This is a genomic window from Pseudomonas sp. 478 (assembly GCF_003254125.1).
Lineage (GTDB): Bacteria > Pseudomonadota > Gammaproteobacteria > Pseudomonadales > Pseudomonadaceae > Aquipseudomonas.
The window spans coordinates 1-22,179 of record NZ_QKZG01000004.1 but is presented as its reverse complement, the minus strand read 5'-3'; the positions used below and the strand labels follow the sequence as shown (position 1 = coordinate 22,179).

Annotated in this window: 19 protein-coding genes and 1 pseudogene; 2 read left to right on the top strand and 18 right to left on the bottom strand. The window is 61.2% G+C overall.

Annotation, left to right across the window (positions count from 1 at the left end; all coding sequences use genetic code 11):
* Nucleotides 1-38: 38 nt before the first annotated feature.
* The 5 genes from nthA to DFS28_RS30605 form a co-directional block, all read right to left on the bottom strand.
* A complete protein-coding gene (gene nthA, locus DFS28_RS09885) occupies nt 39-638 on the bottom strand; it encodes a nitrile hydratase subunit alpha (protein WP_111449584.1) in 600 nt (199 codons plus the stop codon).
* A 93-nt stretch (nt 639-731) separates the two neighbouring features.
* Nucleotides 732-2,246, bottom strand: a complete 1,515-nt coding sequence (locus DFS28_RS09880; protein ID WP_111449583.1) for an amidase — start codon at nt 2,244-2,246, stop codon at nt 732-734.
* A 211-nt stretch (nt 2,247-2,457) separates the two neighbouring features.
* Entirely contained in the window at nt 2,458-3,327 is an 870-nt protein-coding gene (locus DFS28_RS09875) for a transporter (protein ID WP_111449582.1), read from the bottom strand.
* 134 nt (nt 3,328-3,461) lie between these two features.
* Nucleotides 3,462-4,520: a phenylacetaldoxime dehydratase family protein gene (locus DFS28_RS09870; protein WP_111449581.1), complete on the bottom strand. Its 1,059-nt coding sequence runs from the start codon at nt 4,518-4,520 to the stop codon at nt 3,462-3,464.
* A 39-nt stretch (nt 4,521-4,559) separates the two neighbouring features.
* Entirely contained in the window at nt 4,560-4,727 is a 168-nt protein-coding gene (locus DFS28_RS30605; protein ID WP_165933959.1) for a hypothetical protein, read from the bottom strand.
* Nucleotides 4,728-5,068: 341 nt separating this feature from the next.
* On the opposite strand from DFS28_RS30605, the gene DFS28_RS09865 reads away from it, so the two are divergent.
* The gene (locus DFS28_RS09865; RefSeq protein WP_111449580.1) at nt 5,069-6,004 is read left to right on the top strand and encodes a helix-turn-helix domain-containing protein; all 936 of its coding nucleotides are present in this window, start codon (nt 5,069-5,071) and stop codon (nt 6,002-6,004) included.
* Nucleotides 6,005-6,087: 83 nt separating this feature from the next.
* On the opposite strand, the gene DFS28_RS09860 is transcribed toward DFS28_RS09865, so the two are convergent.
* From DFS28_RS09860 to DFS28_RS09810, 11 genes are all read right to left on the bottom strand, one after another.
* The gene (locus tag DFS28_RS09860; protein WP_111449579.1) at nt 6,088-6,729 is read right to left on the bottom strand and encodes a TetR/AcrR family transcriptional regulator; all 642 of its coding nucleotides are present in this window, start codon (nt 6,727-6,729) and stop codon (nt 6,088-6,090) included.
* Nucleotides 6,726-8,354 carry a methyl-accepting chemotaxis protein gene (locus DFS28_RS09855; protein ID WP_111449578.1) on the bottom strand — a complete coding sequence of 543 codons (1,629 nt, stop codon included), beginning with the start codon at nt 8,352-8,354 and terminating at the stop codon, nt 6,726-6,728. Before DFS28_RS09855 ends, DFS28_RS09860 begins: the two co-directional genes overlap by 4 nt.
* 71 nt (nt 8,355-8,425) lie before the next feature.
* Nucleotides 8,426-9,577, bottom strand: a complete 1,152-nt coding sequence (locus DFS28_RS09850) for an acyl-CoA dehydrogenase family protein (protein ID WP_111449577.1) — start codon at nt 9,575-9,577, stop codon at nt 8,426-8,428.
* 18 nt (nt 9,578-9,595) lie between these two features.
* Nucleotides 9,596-10,684 (bottom strand): enoyl-CoA hydratase/isomerase family protein, encoded by a 1,089-nt coding sequence (locus DFS28_RS09845; RefSeq protein WP_111449576.1) that lies wholly within the window; start codon nt 10,682-10,684, stop codon nt 9,596-9,598.
* Nucleotides 10,681-11,577: a 3-hydroxyisobutyrate dehydrogenase gene (gene mmsB, locus DFS28_RS09840; protein ID WP_111449575.1), complete on the bottom strand. Its 897-nt coding sequence runs from the start codon at nt 11,575-11,577 to the stop codon at nt 10,681-10,683. The genes DFS28_RS09845 and mmsB overlap by 4 nt, the downstream gene beginning before the upstream one ends.
* 25 nt (nt 11,578-11,602) lie before the next feature.
* The gene (locus DFS28_RS09835; protein ID WP_111449574.1) at nt 11,603-12,376 is read right to left on the bottom strand and encodes an enoyl-CoA hydratase; all 774 of its coding nucleotides are present in this window, start codon (nt 12,374-12,376) and stop codon (nt 11,603-11,605) included.
* A 45-nt stretch (nt 12,377-12,421) separates the two neighbouring features.
* The gene (locus tag DFS28_RS09830; protein WP_111449573.1) at nt 12,422-13,930 is read right to left on the bottom strand and encodes a CoA-acylating methylmalonate-semialdehyde dehydrogenase; all 1,509 of its coding nucleotides are present in this window, start codon (nt 13,928-13,930) and stop codon (nt 12,422-12,424) included.
* Between the two features lie 102 nt (nt 13,931-14,032).
* The gene (locus DFS28_RS09825; RefSeq protein WP_111449572.1) at nt 14,033-15,736 is read right to left on the bottom strand and encodes an AMP-binding protein; all 1,704 of its coding nucleotides are present in this window, start codon (nt 15,734-15,736) and stop codon (nt 14,033-14,035) included.
* Between the two features lie 354 nt (nt 15,737-16,090).
* Nucleotides 16,091-17,341, bottom strand: coding sequence for an OprD family porin (locus tag DFS28_RS09820; RefSeq protein WP_111449899.1), 1,251 nt, complete (start codon nt 17,339-17,341; stop codon nt 16,091-16,093).
* Between the two features lie 173 nt (nt 17,342-17,514).
* The gene (locus tag DFS28_RS09815; protein WP_111449571.1) at nt 17,515-19,164 is read right to left on the bottom strand and encodes a cation acetate symporter; all 1,650 of its coding nucleotides are present in this window, start codon (nt 19,162-19,164) and stop codon (nt 17,515-17,517) included.
* On the bottom strand, nt 19,161-19,490 hold the full coding sequence (locus DFS28_RS09810; protein WP_111449570.1) for a DUF485 domain-containing protein: 330 nt from the start codon (nt 19,488-19,490) through the stop codon (nt 19,161-19,163). The genes DFS28_RS09815 and DFS28_RS09810 overlap by 4 nt, the downstream gene beginning before the upstream one ends.
* Before the next feature lie 395 nt (nt 19,491-19,885).
* On the opposite strand from DFS28_RS09810, the gene DFS28_RS09805 reads away from it, so the two are divergent.
* Nucleotides 19,886-20,836 carry a LysR family transcriptional regulator gene (locus tag DFS28_RS09805; protein WP_032830043.1) on the top strand — a complete coding sequence of 317 codons (951 nt, stop codon included), beginning with the start codon at nt 19,886-19,888 and terminating at the stop codon, nt 20,834-20,836.
* A 91-nt stretch (nt 20,837-20,927) separates the two neighbouring features.
* On the opposite strand, the gene pqqE is transcribed toward DFS28_RS09805, so the two are convergent.
* Nucleotides 20,928-22,043, bottom strand: a complete 1,116-nt coding sequence (gene pqqE / locus DFS28_RS09800; protein ID WP_165933963.1) for a pyrroloquinoline quinone biosynthesis protein PqqE — start codon at nt 22,041-22,043, stop codon at nt 20,928-20,930.
* 34 nt (nt 22,044-22,077) lie between these two features.
* Nucleotides 22,078-22,179, bottom strand: a pseudogene (locus tag DFS28_RS09795) (coenzyme PQQ synthesis protein D); the annotation flags it as partial.

Genomic DNA, 22,179 nt, shown 5'->3' with positions numbered 1-22,179 from the left:
AACCTCCGAAAATTAGAAGATGAAGAGCGTCTTTTGGGTCAACGTACGCGGGGCAGGGCAACCCCGATCAGCACATCCTTGGTCACCAGTTTCTGAAGCTCTTCTTCACTCATGTGCTCGGAGCCTTCGGGCCTTACGGGCAGGACCAGGTAGCGGCTTTCCGCGCTGGTATCCCAGACTTTGACGACCACATCGCTTGGCAACTCTGTGCCCATCTCACGCAGCACGGTGCGTCCTTCACGAACCAGGCGTGCACGGAACTCAAAACCCTTGTACCACTCCGGCGGCAACCCCAGGACCGGCCAGTTGGTGCAAGAGCACAGGCTGCAGACGATGACGTTTTTCAGCTGGGGCAAATCCTCCAGGGCCACGATGTATTCGCCTTGCGGGCCGGTGAAACCGAACTGCGCGCACGCGGCGGTGCCGTCTCTGAGCAACAGCTCCCGGAACTGTGGATCGACCCAGGCCTTGGCGACTACACGGGCGCCGTTTTCCGGGCTCCATTGGTGCACCATCAATTCGGTCAGCTGCTCGATATAGCCCTCTGGAATCAGTTCCTTTTCTTTCATCACCTTGAACAAGGCCCAGGCTCGCTCGCTGGGCGTCGAAGTGGATGCTGGGGATACAGTGGCGCTCATGGTGTAACTCCTCATCGGTTTAACACGGTCAAAAAAGTGAAGAACAGCCCCCGGTTTTTTATTGATGTCCGGGAGGTTTGGGGGGAGGCAGCCTTACAACGTCTTCCAGTCGACATCGGCCTCGAACGCTGCCGCCGCCTGGTAAATGGTGCCTTCGGCATAGTGCTTGCCAACGAACATCAGCCCGACGGGCAGGCCGTCCACCAGACCGCACGGGATCGACATGGCCGGATGGCCGGTAATGTCCTGCGGCGCGGTATTGCCGATCATTTCCAGCGCTCGGGCCACGTACTCGGTGATCGAACAACCCGGCTCAGGGTGGGGCTGGGCAATGATCGGCACGGTCGGCATGACAAGCAGGTCGTAGTTCTGCAGTGCCTTGTCGTAACCGGCCCGGGCGAAGCGTGCGATGTTCTGTGCCTTGGCGTAGAAACGACCGTTGTAGCGTTCCAGGCCGTACTGGCCGACAAACATGCACAGCTTGAGCGACGCGGACAATGCGTCCGCTTGTTCCCGCCAACCGGCCTGTTTATCCAGCAGGCCAACGTCGTAGAGCCCCTTCCAGTTAAAGCCTGCGCCATTGCCATGCATCATTTGCATGGTCAGACCTTCGCAGCCGATGGGGTGCCACAGCGAACCTGCCAGGTTGTGCTCGGGAACGGAGACCTCTTCGACGCGGGCTCCCAAGGCTTCGAGTCGGGCGATGGCGCCGCGTACCTTGTTGGCAACTCGTGGATCCTGGTTGGCCAGCTGGAAGCCTTCCTGCAGGATGCCGATCCGCAGTCCGCTCACACCTCGCTGCAGATAGTCGCAGTAGGCGTCGACTTGAGGGGCGGCCTGGCGAGGATCGAGCCCGTCGGCACCGGCCATGACTTCCAGCATCAACGCGTTGTCACGCACGTTGCGGGTGATGGGACCGGCATGGTCGATGGTGGCCTCGATCGCCATGATCCCGGTGTAGGGCACCAGACCGTGGGTCGGCTTCATGCCATAGGTGCCGCAGAACGCTGAAGGGATGCGGATCGAGCCGCCTTGATCGCCGCCAACCGCCAGGTCCACCTCGCCCGCTGCCACCAATGCAGCGCTTCCGGAGGAGGAGCCGCCGGCAGCGAAACCTTGCCGGTATGGGTTGTGTACGGGCGCCGGATCAGAGGTGTGGCTGCCACCGGAGAGGCAGTAGTGCTCACAGGTCGCCTTGCCCAGGATGGTAGCCCCGGCGTCTAGCAAACGAGTCACCACGGTTGCGTCAAACGACGGTACAAACCCTTCCAGGATAGAAGCGCCGTTCATCATCGGTACGCCAGCCAAGGAGATGTTGTCCTTGAGCGCAATAGTCTTGCCGGCAAGTTTGCCCTCACGGGCGCCATTCACCTCGGTCCTGTAATACCAGGCGTTGAGCAGGTTTTGCGGGTTCGAAGGTCGGTAGCCGGAACTGCGATCGTAGCGCACCGGCGGGGTGAAATTCGGCAACTCGTCGACCAGGTCATAGGCGTCGAAACTTGGTTGCATAAGTGCCAGGTATTCCGCTGCTTGCTCGTGGGTCAGCTGCATATTCAGCCGGCCAGCGATGTCCTGCAGTTGGTCGAGGGTAGGGCGAACAATGGCCATGGTTTTCCTATTTTTTTTGTCTGTGATCGACGACGGGTCAGTCAGTACGGGAGCGTTCGACGGTGTTCGCAAAACACCTCGCGCCGGGCACCTGGAGCGACATCAATCGATGTGGGTAACAGGGTTCAAGTTAGGCATCCCTCTCAGCATTTGCTTGGCTGAGAAGGACAGCCATTTGGTTGAAAAGGACAACCTGCCAAGCGTGGCGCGCTCAGAACACTTTCAAGACGCGCAGGTTCAGGCGTGCGCCTTCCTTGAAGCCTTGTTCGACTTCGATGTCGGTGCCGATCTGCGCTTGAATCTGCAGCGTGGGCTCGATGAAGTGCGTGACGGTGAAACGCCCGTAGGAAGTGGATACCCCATCGTGCTGATCGACCCCGTTGACGGTGGTCGCCGAGCCGGTGATGTAGCCGCCGCCAACGGCGAAGGTGGTGCTCGGCGTCCAGTTGTAGCGCACGGCGGCCTGGTACTCGTAACGGGTGTTTTCTTCCAGTTTCGCCCCGGTCGGGCCGAAGTCATTGTTGGCCGACACCCAAGAGGCTTCGGCCACCGTGTCCAGCGCCCATTTCGGGGAGAAATGGTGGATGTACGCCGCCTGTAGCGTAGCGCGCCAGCGGTTCTCGCCGAGGTTCAGGGCATCGTTTTTGTCGTAGCTCCCCACCGGGAAGTACAGATAGGGTGCCAAGGCGAAGATGTCTTTGTTTGCGGTGGGCAACGTCCACTTCAGCGGCGCGGTAATGATCGGGTCGCCGATGCCGCGGGTATCGCCCAAGGCACCGATATCTCCCGAGGCGTTCATCTGGCCGAAAGGCAACAGAATCTGCGGTTCCCATGAGAGGTTTTCTGACAGGCCGATGGCGTGCACATAACGCAGGATGCCGATGTCCGAACTGAGCCTGGCGTCGTCGGAGACCTTGTGGCCGTTCTGGTACAGGTCGGAGCGGTCAGCGTGCTGGTAGTAGAGCAGCAAGGCGTTGGCGCCGGCCGGCAATGGCTCGAAATCGCCGGGAGCTACCTCGATGGCCTGGCTTTTAACAAACGGCAGCATGCACAGCACGAGTAAAGAGTGACTCAACTTCATGATCGATTTCCTGACAAAAGGGCCCCCAACCCCATGCGCTAGAGATGGGGGGCCAAAAGATGTTTGGGAGCGAGATCCGTGTCAGGGCGGAATTCGGATCGAGACCGCCCGTGGACGCCGGGTAGCGTCAGACGTCAGGTTTTAGGGATCACCGCGTCACGCAACATGCCGGTCTGCGGGTGGCAGTTGATGTACTCGAACACTTGATCCTTGGCGTCGGATACCGAGACTTCGTGATAAAGCCGTAGCTTCGACAGGCTGGTGGCGACCCGAAAGAAGGTCACGAAGATCCGCAGATGGGTCGGATGGGATTCGGCCCAGCGCTCGAGTTTTTCCAGGGAGCGCCAGTGGCCAATGTTGTAGCTCAGGTTCAGAAGATTGCCGTCCAGGTCGATGTAATTCACGAAGCGATTGCTGTAGCAACCCAGGTCCTTGCCACTGTCGCGCAGGAAATCCATACCCGCCTGCAGCGTCGGCAGAATTTCGTTGAGATAGAGTGATCGTTCTTCTTCGCCAGCATCCGCCCAGTCCTGGCCGGAGCGGATCAGTGCGATATTGTCGTGGCCTTGCACGACCACGCGCCCACCTTTGGCCGGGTCGCCAGTGATCACCGTCAGTTCACCGGAAGGTGCCATCCAGTCGGTCTGGGAAATCGGGAAGCGGTCACGCATGGATCCCCAGTAACCGTGCTCTTCGATTTCGCCACTGATGGTGTTCATCAGGGCGCCGACACCGGGTAATTCCTCGCGAAAGCCATACAGCGTCTCGAACTGCTCGGCCCGCGGGGCGACAATTTCCCGAAAGTAACCGAGACCGTCGCTCAGGCGATCCTCTGATGACCACCATTCGATTACCTCAGGCGAGCGCAGCCAGCGGCAATGGGCGGCTGGGTCTTTCCAGTAACCGACGATCATCAGGTTGTCGTAACCGCTGTTGTCGGTGTGGTGAGTCAGGTCATGGCTCAGTGGGCCGTCGGGCAAACTCAGGCTCGCGGCGATGTGGCGCATGGCGTGCAGGGCCGCTGCACGCTGGTCCTCCCCGCGGTACTGCACTCCCAAATATCCCATCACCACCTGTTCCAGTTGCTCATCGGCGCGCGCAACCCACATGGGGAAGGGGGGCTGGTATTCATCGGGGACGCGACGAGACAACGTCCGCGGGCATTTGAGGTGTTTATCGATCGCAGATTCCATGGGGGGCTCCTTGGTTTTTTTTGGTATGCGGTTATCTGTTCAACGTTTCGAAGGGCGAGGCTGTCGGGCGGTGGGCGCACCCAGTCGACGCAGCAGCACCAGAGTCCCCAGCTCTAACAGGTAGGTGGCGAACTCTTCAGGTGCCAGGTCGCGCCTCTGCAAAAGCCAGGATGAATCGGACTGTCGCTGCTGCTCTGGCAGTTGCATGGGACACCTCATCAGTTGTGGTGGGAGGGGCACGGTGTGGGGTAGAAGTTAGGCGGGGACGGCACGGTACGCTTGGCTCGTACGGACAACCGTTTGGCTAGAAAGGACAGGCCCTGAAAACAGGATTACGATGCGTTGAATTGGTGCGCACGCTTCGTCAGCAGGCGAGTGTGTGCATCGATATCGGGCAGGTGTAATCAGTGTCAGGTGTCAGCGGGATTCGGATATGCAACTGTCTGAATCGTTGGCAGCCCGAAAGGGGAGTGGCCTGCTATTTGCTAAACAGGGAACCAACGTTACCGTCACCGTTGTTGTCCAGCCGCCGCCGTGAGGTGAATGCCATGAGTCAAAGCAATCAGTATTCAACCCTTGCCGTTGCGGCTCCACGTCGCTTTGATTACTGGAAAGAAGTGGTGTGCCGTCACTGCCTCGTGGCCGACAGCAAACCGTTGGCGCAGAGCGATTTCAACGGGGCGTTGGAGGTGCACGGCATGGGGCCGCTGGACATCTGCACGTTGTCCTCGCCACTGCATTTTTGGGAGCGCTCCTCCCAGCATTTGCGCAGTGGTCCTGATGAAGATCTATGGCTCGGTTTCACCCGGCGTGGCTATGGTGAATTGGAGCAGGCAGGGCGCAGGGCAACGCTGGCGGCGGACAATATGTTTCTTTATGACGCATCCCAGACGTTCCGATTCAGCCTGGGTGGTACTGAAAACCACTTGGTCCGCATTCCGCGACAGTTGCTCAGCCAGCGGTTGCCGGGCGTAGCAGGTTGCACCGCCGTGGTTCTGGACGATCGCCGTCCAGGGGTGATTCCATTGCGCGAGATGTTGCATCAAGCGGCGAGCATTCCTGCGAGCTTTCAAGACGAGGGGCTATCCAGCCGGTTTTCCAACACCTTGCTTGACCTCCTGGCGATCAGCCTGGAACTCCAGGACTTGAAGACGACACATGAGGAGCTGGATCTTTACGGTCGGATCATGAACTACATCCAGCAGAATCTGACCGATCCGGACCTGTCGATCGAGCGCATCGCTCAAGTGCATTATGTGTCCACGCGAACCGTCACTCGCGCGTTTGCCCGTTACCAGAAAACGCCGGTCGCGGAGATCTGGAAAGAGCGCCTGATCGCCAGTCGCGAGGCAATAGAACGCGGCCAGGTACGCAGCATTTCTCAAGCTGCACTGGATTTCGGTTTCTCCGATTTCTCCCATTACAGTCATGCTTTTCGCAAGGCCTTTGGTGTGGCTCCTCATACGCTCCTGCGCAGAACTTGAGAAAGGCTCCAGGATTCACAAAAAAACGCCACTCAATGAGTGGCGTTTTTTTGTGCATGAGATTTATGTTCAGCGTCCGGCCATTAGCCCGGCTTTGACGAGAGTTCAGAGCCTGAGGTATGAGTCGCCTGCAACGCACCCTTAAGGGTACTCATCACCATGTCATGCAGCAGCTTGCGGCGTACTCCCTTGCTTGCGTGGGGCTCCCCAACCCAGGCTGGCAGTTGGTTGAGGAGGGACACGATGCCGCTCAAGGTGGCACGCCGGGTGGCACTGGTCGGTTTACCGGTGAGCTGCTCTATAGTTTCCACCAGGTGCTCCTCGTAGCGTCGGCGCAGGGTCAGGATCAAGGCATGCTGTTCGCTGCTCAGGCAATGGAGGTCGTACTCTGCCAGGCGGAAATGCGCCCCCATGCGCTCGTGTAGCAGGAGGTGCGCCTCAAGCAGGCCGTGCAGTCGTACCGCCGGTGCGGATTTGCGGCGATTCACCAGGCTGGCGCCGTGAAGCAACTGTTCGTAGAGTTCCTCGATCAGCTCGAACAGCAGGGCTTCCTTGCTATCGATGTGGTTGTAAATGGAGCCGACATTGATCCCCAGATAAGTGGCGAGGTCGCGCATGCTTACCCGGCTGAAGCCACACCTGGCGAACAGCTCGAGAGCCTTGTGCCGGGTTTCCAGGTAGCGCGAGTGGTGCCCTTGTTCGGCAGGTACCGCCATCACCTTCATACGCGAAACTGCCCCAACAGCCGATTCAGTTGACCCGCCAGTTGGCCCAATGCCTGGCTGGCCTCGTTGGACCGGCCTGCTGCCTGGGCATTTTCGTGGGCCAGCGAAGCTGCACGGGTGACATTCTGGTTGATGTCCTCGACCACATGGGACTGCTCCAGGGTGGCGCTGGCGATCGAGGCGTTCAGTTCGGTGAGATTGCGCAGCGCGCTGAGAATCTGGTGCAGGCTTTCACCGGTTAGGCGGGCCTGTTCGACGGTTTGTTGAGCGGCTTGGCTGCTGGTATTGATGACCTTCACCGCCGCTTTCGAGTTGCCCTGCAGGCGCTCGATCATGCCTTGGATCTGCGCGATGGACTGCTGAGTGCGCTGGGCCAGCAGGCGCACTTCGTCTGCTACCACGGCGAAGCCGCGGCCCTGTTCGCCAGCGCGCGCCGCCTCAATGGCGGCATTCAGCGCCAACAGGTTGGTCTGCTCGGCGATGGCGCGAATGACTTCCAGCACACTGCCGATCTGGGTGCTTTCCTGGGCCAGGCTCTGGATCACCTCGACAGCCTGGCCGATGGTCTCGGACAACTGGTCGATCTGGCTCAGGCTGTTGTCAATATTGTGCTGGCCCTGGCGTGCCTGCTCATCGGCCTGGCGTACTTCGTTGGCGGCGTGTTCGGCGTTCTTCGCCACTTCCTGCACGGCGTAAGAAACCTCGTGAATGGCGGTGGCCACCAGTTCCATCTGCTGGGACTGTTGCTGGCTGTGGCGCTGGCTATCGCTGGCAATCTCAGCGAGTGATTGCGAGGCCTGGTCCAGGCTGCCGGCGGTCTGCATAGATTGGCCGATCACAGTGCGTAGCTTGTTGGTGAACACGTTGAAGTGGCCGTTGAGGGCGGTCAGCTCGTCGCGCCAGCGGCTGTCCAGGTTGCGGGTCAGGTCGGCATCGCCGCTGGCGATGTTCTGCATGGCATCGACCGCTTGCGCCAGTGGTGAGGCGATGCTGCGGGCAATCAGCAGGATCAGCGAGCTGAGGAGCAGGGTGATCATTATCAGGATGACGAAGGTGTGTACCAGCTGGCGGCGGAACTCGACTTGCACGTCGTCAATGTAGATACCCGAGCCGACGATCCAGCCCCAGGGCTTGAACAGTTCGACGTAGGAAACCTTCTCCACCGGCGCTTCGGAACCCGGCTTGGGCCAGCGGTAACTCACCAGGCCTGAGCCGTCGCGTTTCGCCACGGCAACCATCTCGTCAAACAGCGCCTTGCCATCAGGGTCGAGGGTGCCAGCCATGCGCTTGCCTTCAAGCTTGGCATTGGGATGCAGGATCATGCGCGTATCGAGGTCTTCGAGCCAGAAGTACTCCTCGTGGCCATAGCGCAGATCGCGTATTACCGCGATAGCCTGTTGCTGCGCCTGTTCCCGACTGAGCCCGTGTTCTTCCAGGTTTTGGAAGTGGCGCAGGATGCCGCTGGCCGTCTCGACCACGTGACGGGTTTTCAGCGCCTTGGCTGCATAGAGGTTGTCATAGTTCTGCTTGAGCATCATGCCGGCGAGAGTCAGCAGCATCAGGATGGACGTCAGCAGGATCAACCACAGTCGGCGGTTGATGGGAATATTGCGCAAGCGGGGCATGGGCAACTCCACAAGGAGGGGCAGAAAAGTGGGCGGCCGGACGCGGCGGGCGCATCCGGACGGGGGGGGACTCAGAGCGCGTAGTGGGCCAGCTCGCGGGCGATCAACAGGCGTTGGACCTCGCTGGTGCCTTCGTAGATCTGGGTGATGCGTGCATCGCGGTAGTAACGCTCCACCGGGTAATCCTCCAGGTAGCCGTAGCCGCCATGGATTTGCATGGCGTTGGAGCACACGCGCTCGGCCATTTCCGAGGCGAACAGCTTGGCCTGCGAGGCTTCTGACAGACACGGTTGCCCGGCGCTTTTCAGGCGTGCGGCATGCAGCACCAGCAGTCGGGTGGCATTGAGCCGGGTGTGCATATCGGCGAGCAAGTTGGATACGCTTTGGTGTTCGATGATCGGCTTGCCGAATTGGACCCGTTCGCGGGCATACCCCAGCGCGGCCTCGAAAGCGGCGCGGGCGATGCCCAAGGCCTGGGCGGCGATACCAATGCGACCACCTTCCAGGTTGGACAGGGCAATGGCCAGGCCCTTGCCGCGTTCGCCCAACAGGTTCGCCTCGGGGATCGTGCAGTTGTTCAGGGTCACCGCGCAGGTATCCGAGGCCTTGATCCCCATTTTGTGCTCACGGCGGTCAACCACGAAACCAGGGTTGTCGGTCGGTACCAGGAAGGCCGACAGCCCCTTCTTGCCCCGTTCCGGATCGGTGACGGCGAAAACGATGGCCAGCTTGGCGCGCTCGCCGTTACTGACGAACTGCTTGGCACCGCTGAGCACCCACTGCCCACTATGCAGTTCGGCGCGGGTGCGCAGGTTGTGTGCTTCGGTGCCGGCCTGCGGCTCGGTCAAGCAGAAGCAGCCTATGGCCTGGCCGCTGGCTAGAAGCGGCAACCAGTCGTCTTGCTGAGTCGGGCTGCCATATTTCAGCAGGGGGCCACAGCCCACTGAATTGTGGATGCTCATCAAGGCGCCGAGGGCACCGTCGCCAGCCGAGATTTCCTCCACGGCCAGGGCGTAGGCCACATAGTCCGTGTAGCTGCCACCCCAGGTGTCCGGCACTACCATGCCCAGCAGGCCCAGTTCACCCATCTGCGCCACCACGGCGTCATCGATCCAGCCGGCCTTCTCCCAGGCTTGGGCATGCGGGCTGACTTCGCTGCGGGCAAAGTCGCGCGCCATGTCGCGGATCATGCGTTGTTCTTCGGTCAATTCGATATCGTGCATTGCAGTGTCTCCTGCCGATCAGGCGGTGCGAAGAGGGTTGGCGGAGGCCGGGCGGAAGCCGCTGAAAAAGGATTGCACCCGCGGTGGTGCCAGTTCCGCCAGGGTTGGCGGGTTCCAGCGCGGAGTTTTGTCCTTGTCGATGATCAAGGCGCGCACGCCCTCCATCAGGTCGCCTTTGTCGAACCACTGATAGTCCAGGTGCAATTCCAGGGCAAAGCAGTCGGCCAGGCTCAGGTAACGGCCGCGGCGCAGCAACTCCAGGGTCACGGCCATCGCCAGAGGCGAGCGGCTGTCGAGCAGCTTGACCGTTTGTTCGGCCCAGTCGCGTAACTCAGGACGCTGCTCGCGCTGCAGGGCGGTGCGTATGGCCGGCACATCGGGCAGGGCGAAATATTCATCGATCACCTGGCGATAGGCCTTGAGCTCCGCCCCCGCTATACGCTCGGTGGCCATGCCGCCGAGCAGGTCTTGCAGGTCTTGGTCCGGCGCACCGGTCCAGTTCAACTGATCCAGCGCGGCATCCAATTCGGCCAGTTGCTCACTGGGCAGGCAGTAGTCAGCCAGGTTGGCATAGAGGGCATCGGCGGCACGTACCTGGCAGCCTGTGACCCCCAGATAGATACCCAGCTCACCCGGAAGGCGCGGCAGGAAATAGCTGCCGCCGACATCGGGGAAAAAGCCGATGCCGACTTCCGGCATACCCATCCGCGTGCGCTCGGTGATCACCCGCAGTGAGGCCGCCTGTGCCAGCCCCATACCGCCACCCAAGACGAACCCATCCAGCAGCGCCAGCACCGGTTTGGAATAGCCATGCAGGTACTCATCCAGGGCGTACTCTTCCTCGAGAAACAGCTCGTGCAGGTTGTCGCCGGCCTTGTGACTGTCGTACAGCATGCGGATGTCGCCACCGGCACAGAAGGCTTTTTCCCCGGCGCCACGAAGGGTCACGGCGACGATCTCCGGGTCCTGTTCCCAGACCCACAGGTACCGGCACAACAGTGTCACCATGGGCAGGTCCAGGGTGTTCAGCGCGCTTGGTCGATTCAGCGTCAGGTGGCCGATGCGGTTGCGCACACTGGCCAGCACCGGGGCTTGCTGCTCGCTCATGCTTTTGCTTCTCCACGAAACAGTTTGATGATGGCGGAGAAGTCCAGGCCGCCATTACCTTGCAGGCTGAAGGTCTGGTACAGCTGCTGGGCGGCAGCACCGAGCACCACCGGCTGACGCACATGTTTCGCTGCTTCGGTGGCGAGGCCGAGGTCCTTGAGCATCAGGTCGGTACCAAAGCCGCCACTGTAACCACGCGAGGCCGGAGCGTTTTCCAGCACGCCCGGGAACGGATTGTTGATCTCCGAGCTCCAGCAGCGACCGGTGGAGGTGCCGATGACACCGGCCAGCACCTTGGCGTCCATGCCCAGGGCCACACCCAGGGCCATGGCCTCGGCGACGCCGACCATGGAGATGCCGAGCAGCATGTTGTTGGCGATCTTGGCCACTTGGCCGTTACCTGCTGCGCCGCAGTGCACGATGTTCCTGCCCATGGCCGAGAGGATTGGCAGGGCCTGGTCGAATACGCTGACCGGGCCGCCGACCATAAAGGTCAGGGTGCCTGCCGTCGCGCCACCGGTGCCGCCGGATACCGGCGCGTCGAGCATCGGGTTGCCTTGGGCAAGGGCGAATTTGGCCACTTCGCGGGCACTGAGCGGGTCAATGGTCGAACTGTCGATCAACAGCACGCCCTGGCCAATATTGGCCAACAGGCCCTCCTTGCCGCGATAGACCTGCTTCACATGGTCGGCGGTCGGCAACATGGTGATGATCACCTCAACCTTGGCTTTGGCCACAGCGGCGGGTGAGTCAGCGGCGCTGGCACCGGCCTCCATCAGGGCGGCGACCGCCTGCGGGAAAGGATCGAAAACGGTCAGGCTGTGTCCAGCCTTGAGCAGGTTGCGGGCCATTGGGCCGCCCATGTTGCCGAGGCCGAGAAATCCGATATGCATGATGACTACCTTTTGCGAGTGGGGATCAGCGGTGCAGGAAATTCGGCACGCGCTTTTCGACGAAGGCTTGCATGCCTTCCTTTTGGTCGTGGCCGGCAAACAGCGAATGGAACAGCCGACGCTCGAAACGTATGCCTTCGCTGAGGCTGATTTCTTCAGCGCGGTTGACGCATTCCTTGATCATCATGGCCGCCGGCAGCGACTTGCCGGCAATGCCGCGGGCGACTTCCAGGGTTCGTTCCAACAACTCTGCGACGGGGAAAACACGGGCCACCAGGTTGGCGCGCTCAGCTTCCTCGGCGCCGAGCTGGCGGCCAGTCAGGCACAGCTCCATGGCCTTGGACTTGCCTACGGCGCGGCTCAGGCGCTGGGTGCCACCGATCCCGGGAATCACTCCCAGGTTCAGTTCCGGAAGACCGAAGCGGGCGTTATCGGCGGCGTAGATGAAGTCGCACATCAGCGCCAACTCGCAGCCGCCACCCAACGCGTAGCCAGCCACTGCGGCAATCATTGGCTTGCGTCGGGCGCCAATGCGGTCGGCGGCGGCGAAGAAATCGTCCAGGTAGATCTGCGGATAACCCAGCGCGGCCATCTCTTTGATGTCAGCGCCGGCGGCAAAGGCCTTGGTCGATCCGGTGATGACCAGGCAGCCGACTTCGGGGTCGGCCTCCAGGCGGTGCAGAGCCAGGTTCAGCTCGGCGATCAACTGACTGTTCAGCGCGTTGAGCGCCTGCGGCCGGTTGAGCGTAATCAGGCCAACGCGCTGTTGCACATCAACCGTTAATGTCTGGTATTCCATCGTTCAGCTCCTGGCCGGCCGACGCTGGGCGCCGGCCGGAAGAGATCATTTAAGGGTGATGGTGGTGTTCACCGAGCCGCCGGTGTCGTCCTCGTCGAACCAGCGCTGGGTCACCGTCTTGGTCTGGGTGTAGAAGGTCACCACTTGTTTGCCGTAGGGGCCCAGGTCACCGAGTTTGGAGGCGCGCGAACCGGAGAACGAGAACAGCGGGACCGGTACCGGGATCGGCACGTTGATGCCTACCTGGCCGACGTCGATTTCTTCCTGGAAGTGACGGGCCGCAGCGCCGGAACGGGTGAATAGGGCAGTACCGTTGCCATTCGGGTTGGCGTTGATGATCTCGATCGCTTCGCTCAGGCTGGCGGCGTGCATGACGCACAGCACCGGGCCGAAGATTTCTTCGCGGTATACGGACATTTGTGCAGTGACGCCGGAGAAGATGGTCGGGCCGACGAAGTTGCCGTCCTGGTAGCCAGGCACGCTTGGGTTACGTCCATCCAGTTCGAGCATGGCGCCTTCTGCAATGCCGCTGGCGATCAGGCTGTTGACGCGATCCAGAGCTGCGCAGGAGATCACCGGGCCGATGTCGGTGCCCGGTTCGGTGCCGCCATTGATCTTGAGGGTCTTGGTTCGCTCGATCAGGTCCGGCAACCAGGCCTGCGCTTCACCGACCAGGATCACTACTGGCAGAGCCATGCAGCGCTGGCCCGCAGCGCCAAAGGAAGCACCCAGCAGATTGTTCAACGTCTGCTGCTTGTTGGCATCGGGCAGGACGATGGCGTGGTTCTTCGCGCCCATCATGCACTGTGCGCGTTTGCCGTTCTGCGTAGCGCGGTTGTAGACATGGGTGCCGACCTTGGTCGAACCGACGAAGGACACGGCCTTGATGTCCGGGTGGTCGCAGATCAGGTTCACCGCGTCGACGCCACCGTGGATGACGTTGAGCACTCCCTTCGGTACACCGGCCTCCAGGGCCAGTTCGACCAGGCGCATGGTCACCAGCGGGTCTTGCTCGGACGGCTTGAGGATGAAGGTGTTGCCGGTGGCGATGGCCATCGGGAACATCCACAACGGGATCATCGCCGGGAAGTTGAACGGGGTGATGCCGGCGCACACGCCCAGCGGCTGCATCAAGGTGTAGGTGTCGACGCCATTGGCCACGTTGTTGGCCAGTTCGCCCATCTGCAGATTGCCGATGGCGGTTGCGTGCTCAACGACCTCTAGCCCGCGGAACACATCACCTTCTGCATCCGGCAGGGTTTTGCCCTGTTCAGCGGTGAGCAGGGCGGCCAGTTCCTTGATGTTTTCGCGGATCAGTTGCTGGTATTTGAAGAAGATCCGGGAGCGGGCACCGATCGGAGTCTTGCGCCAGGTCTTGAAGGCTTCCTTGGCGCTGGCGACGGCGGCGTCCATTTCCTCTGCGGTGGCGAAGGGGACGCGGGCCAGGACTTCCTGGGTGGCCGGGTTGACCACGTCGCGCCACTGAGTGCTACGCGATTCGACGAATTCGCCGTTGATGAGAAGCTTGACGCTAGGAATGCTGGAGGAGGTCATTTTCGGGTCCTGTCTACTTTCTTTGAGTCGAGTGAGGCCCCTCGGCCTGGTTGGCCGAGCGGTCGCGTTTGAATTCAGGAGGGCCGGCGTACCGGCCCGGGTTCAGCCCTTGAGGTGAGGGAAGTCTTCTTCGAAGTATTCCTGCGGGCCTCGTGCGTCGCCCTGGCGACGCTGCACTTCCATTTGCCGCAGTTCTACCCGGCGGATCTTCCCGGAGATGGTCTTGGGCAGTTCGCTGACGAATTCGATTCGTCGCACCCGCTTGTAGGGCGCCAGGTGCTCGCGGGCGAAGGCGAGGATGTTGGCGGCGAGTTCGTAGCTGCCCGGAGCGTCATGGGCCAGGATCAGATAGGCCTTGGGCACTGCCAGGCGCACCGGATCAGGGCTCGGCACCACGGCCACTTCCATCACCGCCGGGTGTTCGATCAGCGCGCTTTCCAGTTCGAAAGGGCTGATGCGGTAGTCGGAAGCCTTGAACACGTCATCGGCACGGCCGACGAAGGTGATGTAGCCCTCTTCATCGATCTGTGCGGTATCGCCGGTGCGGTAGTAACCGTCGCGCATCACTTCGGCGGTTTTTTCCGGGCTGTCCTCGTAGCACAACATTAGGCCGAGCGGACGCACGTCCAGCGGCAGTGCTACTTCTCCCTCGTTGCCGGGTACGCCGTCGGGGTCAAGCATGGTCACCCTGTAGCCCGGCAGCGGACGGCCCATGGAGCCGGGTTTGAGCAGTTGGCCGGGTGTGTTACCGACCAGAGCGGTGGTTTCCGACTGACCGAAGCCGTCGCGCAGTGGCAAGTCCCAGGCATGCAGGATCTGCTCGATGATCTCCGGGTTGAGCGGTTCACCGGCGCCCACCAGTTCACGCAGTTTCAAGCGCTCCTTGTAACTGGCCAGGTCTTCCTGGATCAGCATGCGCCAGACGGTGGGAGGGGCGCACAGGCTGGTGACGCCGTAGCGCTCCAGCGCGCCGAGCAGAGCCGTGGCGCTGAAGCGCGCGACATTGTGGATGAAGATGCAGGCGCCGGCGTTCCATGGTGCGAAGAGGCAGCTCCAGGCATGTTTGGCCCAGCCCGGTGACGAGATGTTCAAGTGCAGGTCACCCGGCTGCAGGCCGATCCAATACATGGTCGACAGGTGGCCGACCGGGTAGCTCTGGTGACTGTGCAGCACCATCTTCGGTTTGGAGGTGGTGCCGGATGTGAAGTACAGCAGCATCGGGTCAGTGGCCAGGGTGAGGCCCTCGACTTCGAACCGCTCGGAATATTCGCTGGCTGCGCTGTATGGGGTCCAGTCGGCGGGGGCCGGACCGACGCAGATGCGACTGCAGCCTTCACCCAGGCCGACGAACTTGTCGACATGGGCATTGCCGACCACCAGGTGGCGAACCTGGCCGCGCTCGATGCGGTCGCGCAGGTCATCCGGGGTCAACAGGGCGGTGGCGGGAATGACCACGGCGCCGATTTTGAAGGCAGCCAGCATGGTTTCCCACAGGGCGACGTCGTTGCCGAGCATCAGCAGGATGCGTTCGCCACGGCGCACGCCAAGGGCACGCAAGTGGTTGGCCACCTGATTGGAGCGCGAGGCCAATTGCTGGAAGCTGTAGCGCTGTTCGCTGCCGTCTTCTTCGACGATCCACAGGGCGTTGGCCTGGTTGCCCTCGGCCATGGCATCGAAGTAATCCAGTGCCCAGTTGAACTCGTTCAGTTGCGGCCAGCGGAAGTCACGCACGGCAGTGGCGTAGTCGGTACGGTGGGCCAGCAGGAAGTCTCGAGCGGCGAGGAACGGTTGGCAGTTGCTGTTCATTGGAGTCTCCATCGATCGTGGTGACGATCGGCGCGGGTACAGGTACGGGATGGTCAGGCGGCGAAGGGAGCTTCGCTGCGGGCAGCAATGCGTACGAGACGCGTGCAGGTACCTGAGAGCGGGGAGACGGCGGCAAGCATGGATGTCTTCACGGTGTATGCCCTTGTTTGTTTTTGTTGGGTCTGGCGCGGTTCATGACCAGGCGCTTGAGCCCAGTATATGCATGCAAAAATCAATTAAAAATGCTCATAAAAACCGGTGCGTTGTGCAAAAAAATCATAGAGGTGGCGCGTTGGATTGGGGGGCCACTCGCACTCTCAAGCGATGCGAGCGGCCCCCGTCTGGCGGGGGGATTTACCAGAGCGCCAGGGTATAGCTGAGGATCAGGCGGTTTTCATCCAGATCGCTGCCGAAATTGGTCGAGCGCACCGTCGCGTTACGCCACTTCAGCCCGACATTCTTCAACGGTCCGCTCTGCACGACATAACCAATGTCGGTATCCCGTTCCCATTCCTTGCCTTCCGGACGATTGCCGCCCAGATCGATATTGTCGCCGGTGAGGTAGCGGGTCATGAAGGTCAGGCCCGGAACGCCAATGGCCGCAAAGTTGTAGTCGTAGCGCGCCTGCCAGGACTTTTCGTCCTTACTGGCGAAGTCGCCGATCTGCACGAAGTTCACCAAAAAGGCATCGGTGCCGTTGACGTAGGCGTAGCCGGTGTCGCCGCTCATGCCTTGATAACCCAGGCCCAACGCATGCCCGCCAAGGTTGTAGGTGAACATCGCGCCGATGGCGTTGTTATCGACATTGCTGCCGCCATCATCCGTGGAGCGGGCGAAGCGCAGATCCGTCTTCAGCGACTGGCCCGTCGTCACCGGCAACACATAGGTCAGGTTGATCAAATGCTGGCTGTAGAAATTGTCGAGGTGGCCGTAGCTGTAGCCGGTGGCGAGGTTGCTGGTCCATTTGTAGTTCAGGCTGGCGAAATCGAAGCTGTCGCTGTCGAGATGACGGCTGGTGATGCCCTTGGCGCCGGTGCGGGTGATGCCCATGTCCTCGTAATCCGAGGAGTCGCGCTGATTGACCTGCGTCAGTCGCCCGGCATCCAGGGTCAGGCCTTCGAGCTCCAGCGAGGTCAACTGACCGCCCTTGAAGGTTTGTGGCAACAGCCGTGAGTCGTTGGCCAGTACCGTCGGCAGTTTCGGCAGCAGCGTGCCGAGTTTCAGCGTGCTTTTCGAGGCACGCACTTTGGCGGTCAGGCCCAGTTCGCCGTACTCGTCCTGTGCACCTTTGCTCGTGTCGCGGTGACGTTTGAGCAGGCCGGAGCCTGCGCGATCCGGGCTGGAATCGAGCTTGACGCCGAGCAGGCCGATGGCGTCGAAACCGACACCGATCAACCCTTCGGTGAAGCCCGATTCATAGCGCAGCAGGAAACCCTGGGCCCATTCCTCTTGTTTGGATTGGGCGGCGTTGTCCTGGCGATAGTCGCGGTTGAAATAGAAGTTGCGCAGCTCAAGGTTGGCTGTGCTGTCTGCGAAGAAGTCGGCGTGAGCCTGTACGGCGAGGCCGCTGCCGGCCAGGAGCAGGGTAAGGGTGGTAGGTTTCATTGGATGCCTTTTGTTGTTTTTGTTGTCGACGAGCCGCTCCCGCGCCATTTGGAGTTGGCGAGGGAGTGGCGCTTTTTGGGTGTCCTGCGCCGAGCGGCGCAGGTCGGGCGTAAAAAAGCGCGAAGCAAAGGAGCGGACTCGCGCTAGGGGCATCAGCCCCGGAAAAAGCAGCGTCAGTGACTGCTGGCCATGGAAGCTCCAAGGCCGGTCTGGGCACGGACGAATTGGTCGGCATAGGCGGCGCGCTCGCGGTCGGCGCGTTCGCTGCGGTCAAGCCTGGAAGCGACCACTATGACCAGGAAGGCCAGGGGCATTGAGAACAGCGCCGGTTGGTCGTAAGGGAAGAGCGCCTGGGCATGTCCCAGTACACCGACCCAAACCGACGGTGAGCAGACCACCAGGGCCAGTGCGCTGATCAGGCCGGTCAGGCCGCCATAAAGGGCGCCGCGGGTGGTCAGGCCGCCCCAGTACATGGACATGATCAGTACCGGGAAATTCGCCGAGGCGGCGATGCCGAACGTCAGGCCGACTAGGAAGGCGATGTTCTGGCCCTCGAACAGAATGCCAAGGGAAATCGCAACGATGCCCAGGCAGACGGTGGCAATGCGCGACACGCGCATTTCCTTTTTCTCGTCGGCGCGACCCTTCTTCAATACCGAAGCATAAAGGTCATGGGAGATGGCCGAGGCACCCGCCAGGGCCAGACCGGACACGACAGCGAGAATGGTGGCGAAAGCCACGGCGGAGAGGAAACCGAGAAACAGGTTGCCGCCCACCGCCTTCGCCAGGTGCATGGCCACCATATTACTGCCGCCAATCATGGCCCCGCCGAGCTTGCCATCGACGTAGTACTGAGGATCCGTGCCGACGATGACGATGGCGGCATAGCCCAGAACGCAGACCACCAGGAAGAAGAAGCCAATGAATACCGTGGCGAACAGTACGGATTTACGCGCCTCCTTGGCATTGGGCACGGTGAAGAAACGCATCAGAATGTGAGGCAGGCCGGCGATGCCGAAGACCAGTCCAAGAGATAACGACACCGCGTTGATCGGGTCGGCCAGCAAGGTGCCCGGGCCCATGATCTGCACGCCACTGGCATGCACGGCTACAGCCTGGGCGGCCAGCGTCTCGAAGCTGAAGTCGAAGCGACTCATGGCCATCAGCACCAGGGTCGTGCCGCCCGCCAGGAGCAGGACCGCCTTGGTGATCTGTACCCAAGTGGTGGCGAGCATGCCGCCGAAGATCACGTAGACCAACATCAACACGCCGACTACCACCACCGCCGTGCGGTAGTCGAGACCGAACAACAGTTTGATCAGTTGACCGGCGCCGACCATTTGCACCACCAGATAGCAGCACACCACGGTCAGCGATCCGAGGGCGGCAAAGCTGCGTACGCGGGTTTGATCTAGGCGGTAGGAGACGATGTCGGCGAAGGTGTAGCGCCCCAGGTTGCGCAAGCGCTCGGCCATCAGAAAGGTGACGATAGGCCAGCCGACAAAGAAGCCAATGATGTAGACGAAGCCGTCGTAACCCTTGGCGAATACCATGCTCGACAGGCCCAGCAAAGTGGCCGCCGACATGTAGTCACCGGCGATCGCCAGGCCATTCTGAAAGCCCGTGATACCGCCGCCGGCACTGTAGAAGTCGGCAGCGGAGCGCGTGCGACGGGACGCCCACCAAGTGATCAGCAAAGTGGCGAGGACGAAGATGAAGAACATGCCGATGGCATGCACATTGAGCGGTTGCTTCTCCACGGTGATGGGTGCGGCGTTAGCCAATAGGGGGCTGAGGGCGAGAAGGGCGAGTAGGCGTTTCATGCGCGGGTCTCCTGGAGGATCTGCGCGCTGAGCGCGTCAAAGCGGGTGTTGGCGGTGTTCACGTACCAGGCGGTAAGTAGCCAGGACAGCAGGATAATTGCCACGCCGACCGGCATGCCGAGGCTGAGGTGACTGCCGTCGTACAGTGGCAGGTGCAACCAGGCAGGTGCGAAGGCCACTACCATGATGAAACTGTAATAGACAGCCAGGACTGCGCCGCTCAGTGACCAAGCCAGGAACGCGCGCTGGCGGGTGAGTCGCTGGAACTTGGGATTGGCCCTGACCTGGGCGCAGGTCTGGGCGTGGTTCGGATGATCAATCGTCATAGTGAGGCTCCGCTTTTAATTGTTGTTGTTTTCCGGCCTTTTGAGGGGCGTACGGGTACCCGGGCGACGTCCCGAAGCGGAGCGTCACCTGAATGCTGCTGGAGTCGTTGCTGCCCTGGCGATCTTCCGGAGGCAAGGGTTGAAATGGCACGTGTGGCGCCGACAGGAAACCCGCCGTATTAGCCCTCGGCGGGCGCGATGGTGGCAGTGATTGCGCTGTCGCGCAGCCACCTGTTTTCGGCTTGAAAGCAGTGTTTTTTACCCTGCATTCATGCCGTTAGCCCTGGTTGAAATCGGGGCCTTTCCGGTTGAGAAACGATGCTGGTCAAACCAGGCTGGATGCGAGTATATGTTGGCTAATTTCCAATATGTATTGGCAGAAAAGCCTGATGAATATGCAAAAAAGCACAACGCAAAGTCACGTGAATTGGGACGATATGCGTTTCTTTCTCGAGGTCGCCCGTGCACGCACCGCGAGTGGCGCAGCGCGCCGTTTGGGGGTGGACTACACCACGGTGTCGCGGCGCATCCGCGCCCTTGAGCAAAGCCTTGGCGCACTGCTTTTCGAGAAGTCTCGAGCGTCGGGTTTCGTCATGACTATCGAGGGGCAGCGCCTGGTCAGTCACGCCGAAACTCTGGAAAGTACGCTGCTGGCAGCCTGCGAGCAGGTTTCCGGAACCACCGGGGGGCTCGCCGGGCACCTGCGTATCGGCTGTACCGAAGCTTTCGGCTCCTGTTTCGTCACCACGCAGATGAGCCACTTCATCATCCACTATCCGCATATCTCCGTGGACATCCTGCCGGTCCCGCACTTCGTCAATCTGTCACGGCGCGAGGCAGACATCGCCATCACCCTGGAGCGGCCTGAGCGCGGTCCGTACGTGTGCTCGCGGCTGTGCGACTACCGTCTGCGTCTGTATGCGACACCGGAGTACCTGGCCAATCATTCGCCGATTGCCAGCCGCGAGGACCTGGCCGGTCACCCATTCGTGACCTATGTCGAGGATCTGGCCTTCAGCTTCAAGCTGCTCTACCTGAACGACCTGCTGCCCGGCGCGCACAGCCGCCTGCGCAGCACCAGCGTAGTTTCCCAGTACCATGCGGCGCTGGAAGGGCGCGCGCTGGCCATCCTGCCCTGCTTCCTCGCCGGTCCCGACCCGCGCCTGTGCGAAGTGCTACCGGATCAGGTGGAAGTCACTCGACAGTTCTGGATGTACTACAGCGAGGACCTGCGCAAGCTCAAGCGGATCACCTTGGTAGCTGACTATTTGCGCGCCTGTGCTGAACTCAATCATCCGCTGCTGATGGGCGAGTCCCGCGCGATGGCCTACCTGCCGTCGCCCTGAGTTGCAAGTCTGGGCCGCGGCTGCCGGCGCGGCGGCTAAAGTCGCCGGCGAGGGCTCATTGACTGGCCACGGTGAGCCTGGATTCATGCATTCAGCGGACCTTGGCGATCAGCCGCGAGTTATGCGCATTGCGAAAGGCCAGTTGTTCAATGGTCTGGGTCGCGTGTTCGGCTTCTTCGCGGGCCTTGAGGATCACGCCGTGATGTTCCGATTTGCTGCACACCGGGTCGGCGTTGCTCGCGTCCCCTGTGAGCATGAAGGCCTGGCAGCGACAGCCGCCGAAGTCTTTTTCTTTCTCGTCGCAGGAGCGGCACGGTTCGGGCATCCAGTCGTAACCGCGGAAGCGGTTGAAGCCGAACGAGTCGTACCAGATGTGCTGCATGCTGTGGTCGCGCACGTTGGGAAACTGCACCGGCATCTGTCGGGCGCCATGACAGGGCAGGGCGGTTCCGTCCGGCGTGACCGTCAGAAAGATACTGCCCCAGCCATTCATGCAGGCTTTCGGGCGTTCTTCGTAATAGTCAGGGGTGACGAAAATCAGCTTGCACGGATGCCCTTCGGCTTCCAGTTTGGCGCGGTATTCGTTGGTGATGCGTTCGGCGCGGACCAGTTGTTCCTTGGTCGGCAACAGACCGACCCGGTTGAGCTGCGCCCAACCGTAGAACTGGCATGTGGCGAGTTCCACAAAGTCCGCTTCAAGGGCGATGCACAGCTCGATGATCCGGTCGATCTTGTCGATGTTGTGCCGATGGGTCACGAAGTTCAGCACCATCGGATAACCGTGGGCTTTCACGGCGCGGGCCATTTCCAGCTTCTGGGCGAAGGCTTTTTTCGAGCCGGCCAGCAAGTTGTTCACCTGCTCGTCGCTGGCCTGAAAGCTGATCTGGATATGGTCCAGACCGGCCTTTTTGAAGTCGCTGATTTTTTGCTCGGTCAGGCCGATGCCGGAGGTGATCAGGTTGGTGTAGAACCCTAACTGGCGCGCCTCGGCAATCAGCTCGGCGAGGTCCTGGCGCACCAGCGGTTCGCCGCCGGAGAAGCCCAATTGCGCTGCGCCCATCTCCCGCGCTTCGCGAAAAACCTTGATCCACTGTTCGGTGCTCAGTTCTTTGCCTTGCTCGGCGAAATCCAGCGGATTGGAACAGTACGGGCATTGCAGCGGGCAGCGATACGTCAGCTCGGCCAGCAACCACAGCGGCAGGCCGATTTCCGGTTCGCGCGGTAACTTGTCTGACGCGGATTCAGGCCAGTTCGATCCAGTGCTGAGCACGGGCGACCTCCATGAATTGTTCGATGTCGTCACCGAGCTCGGGCACGCCGGGGAACTGCGCGTCCAGTTCGGC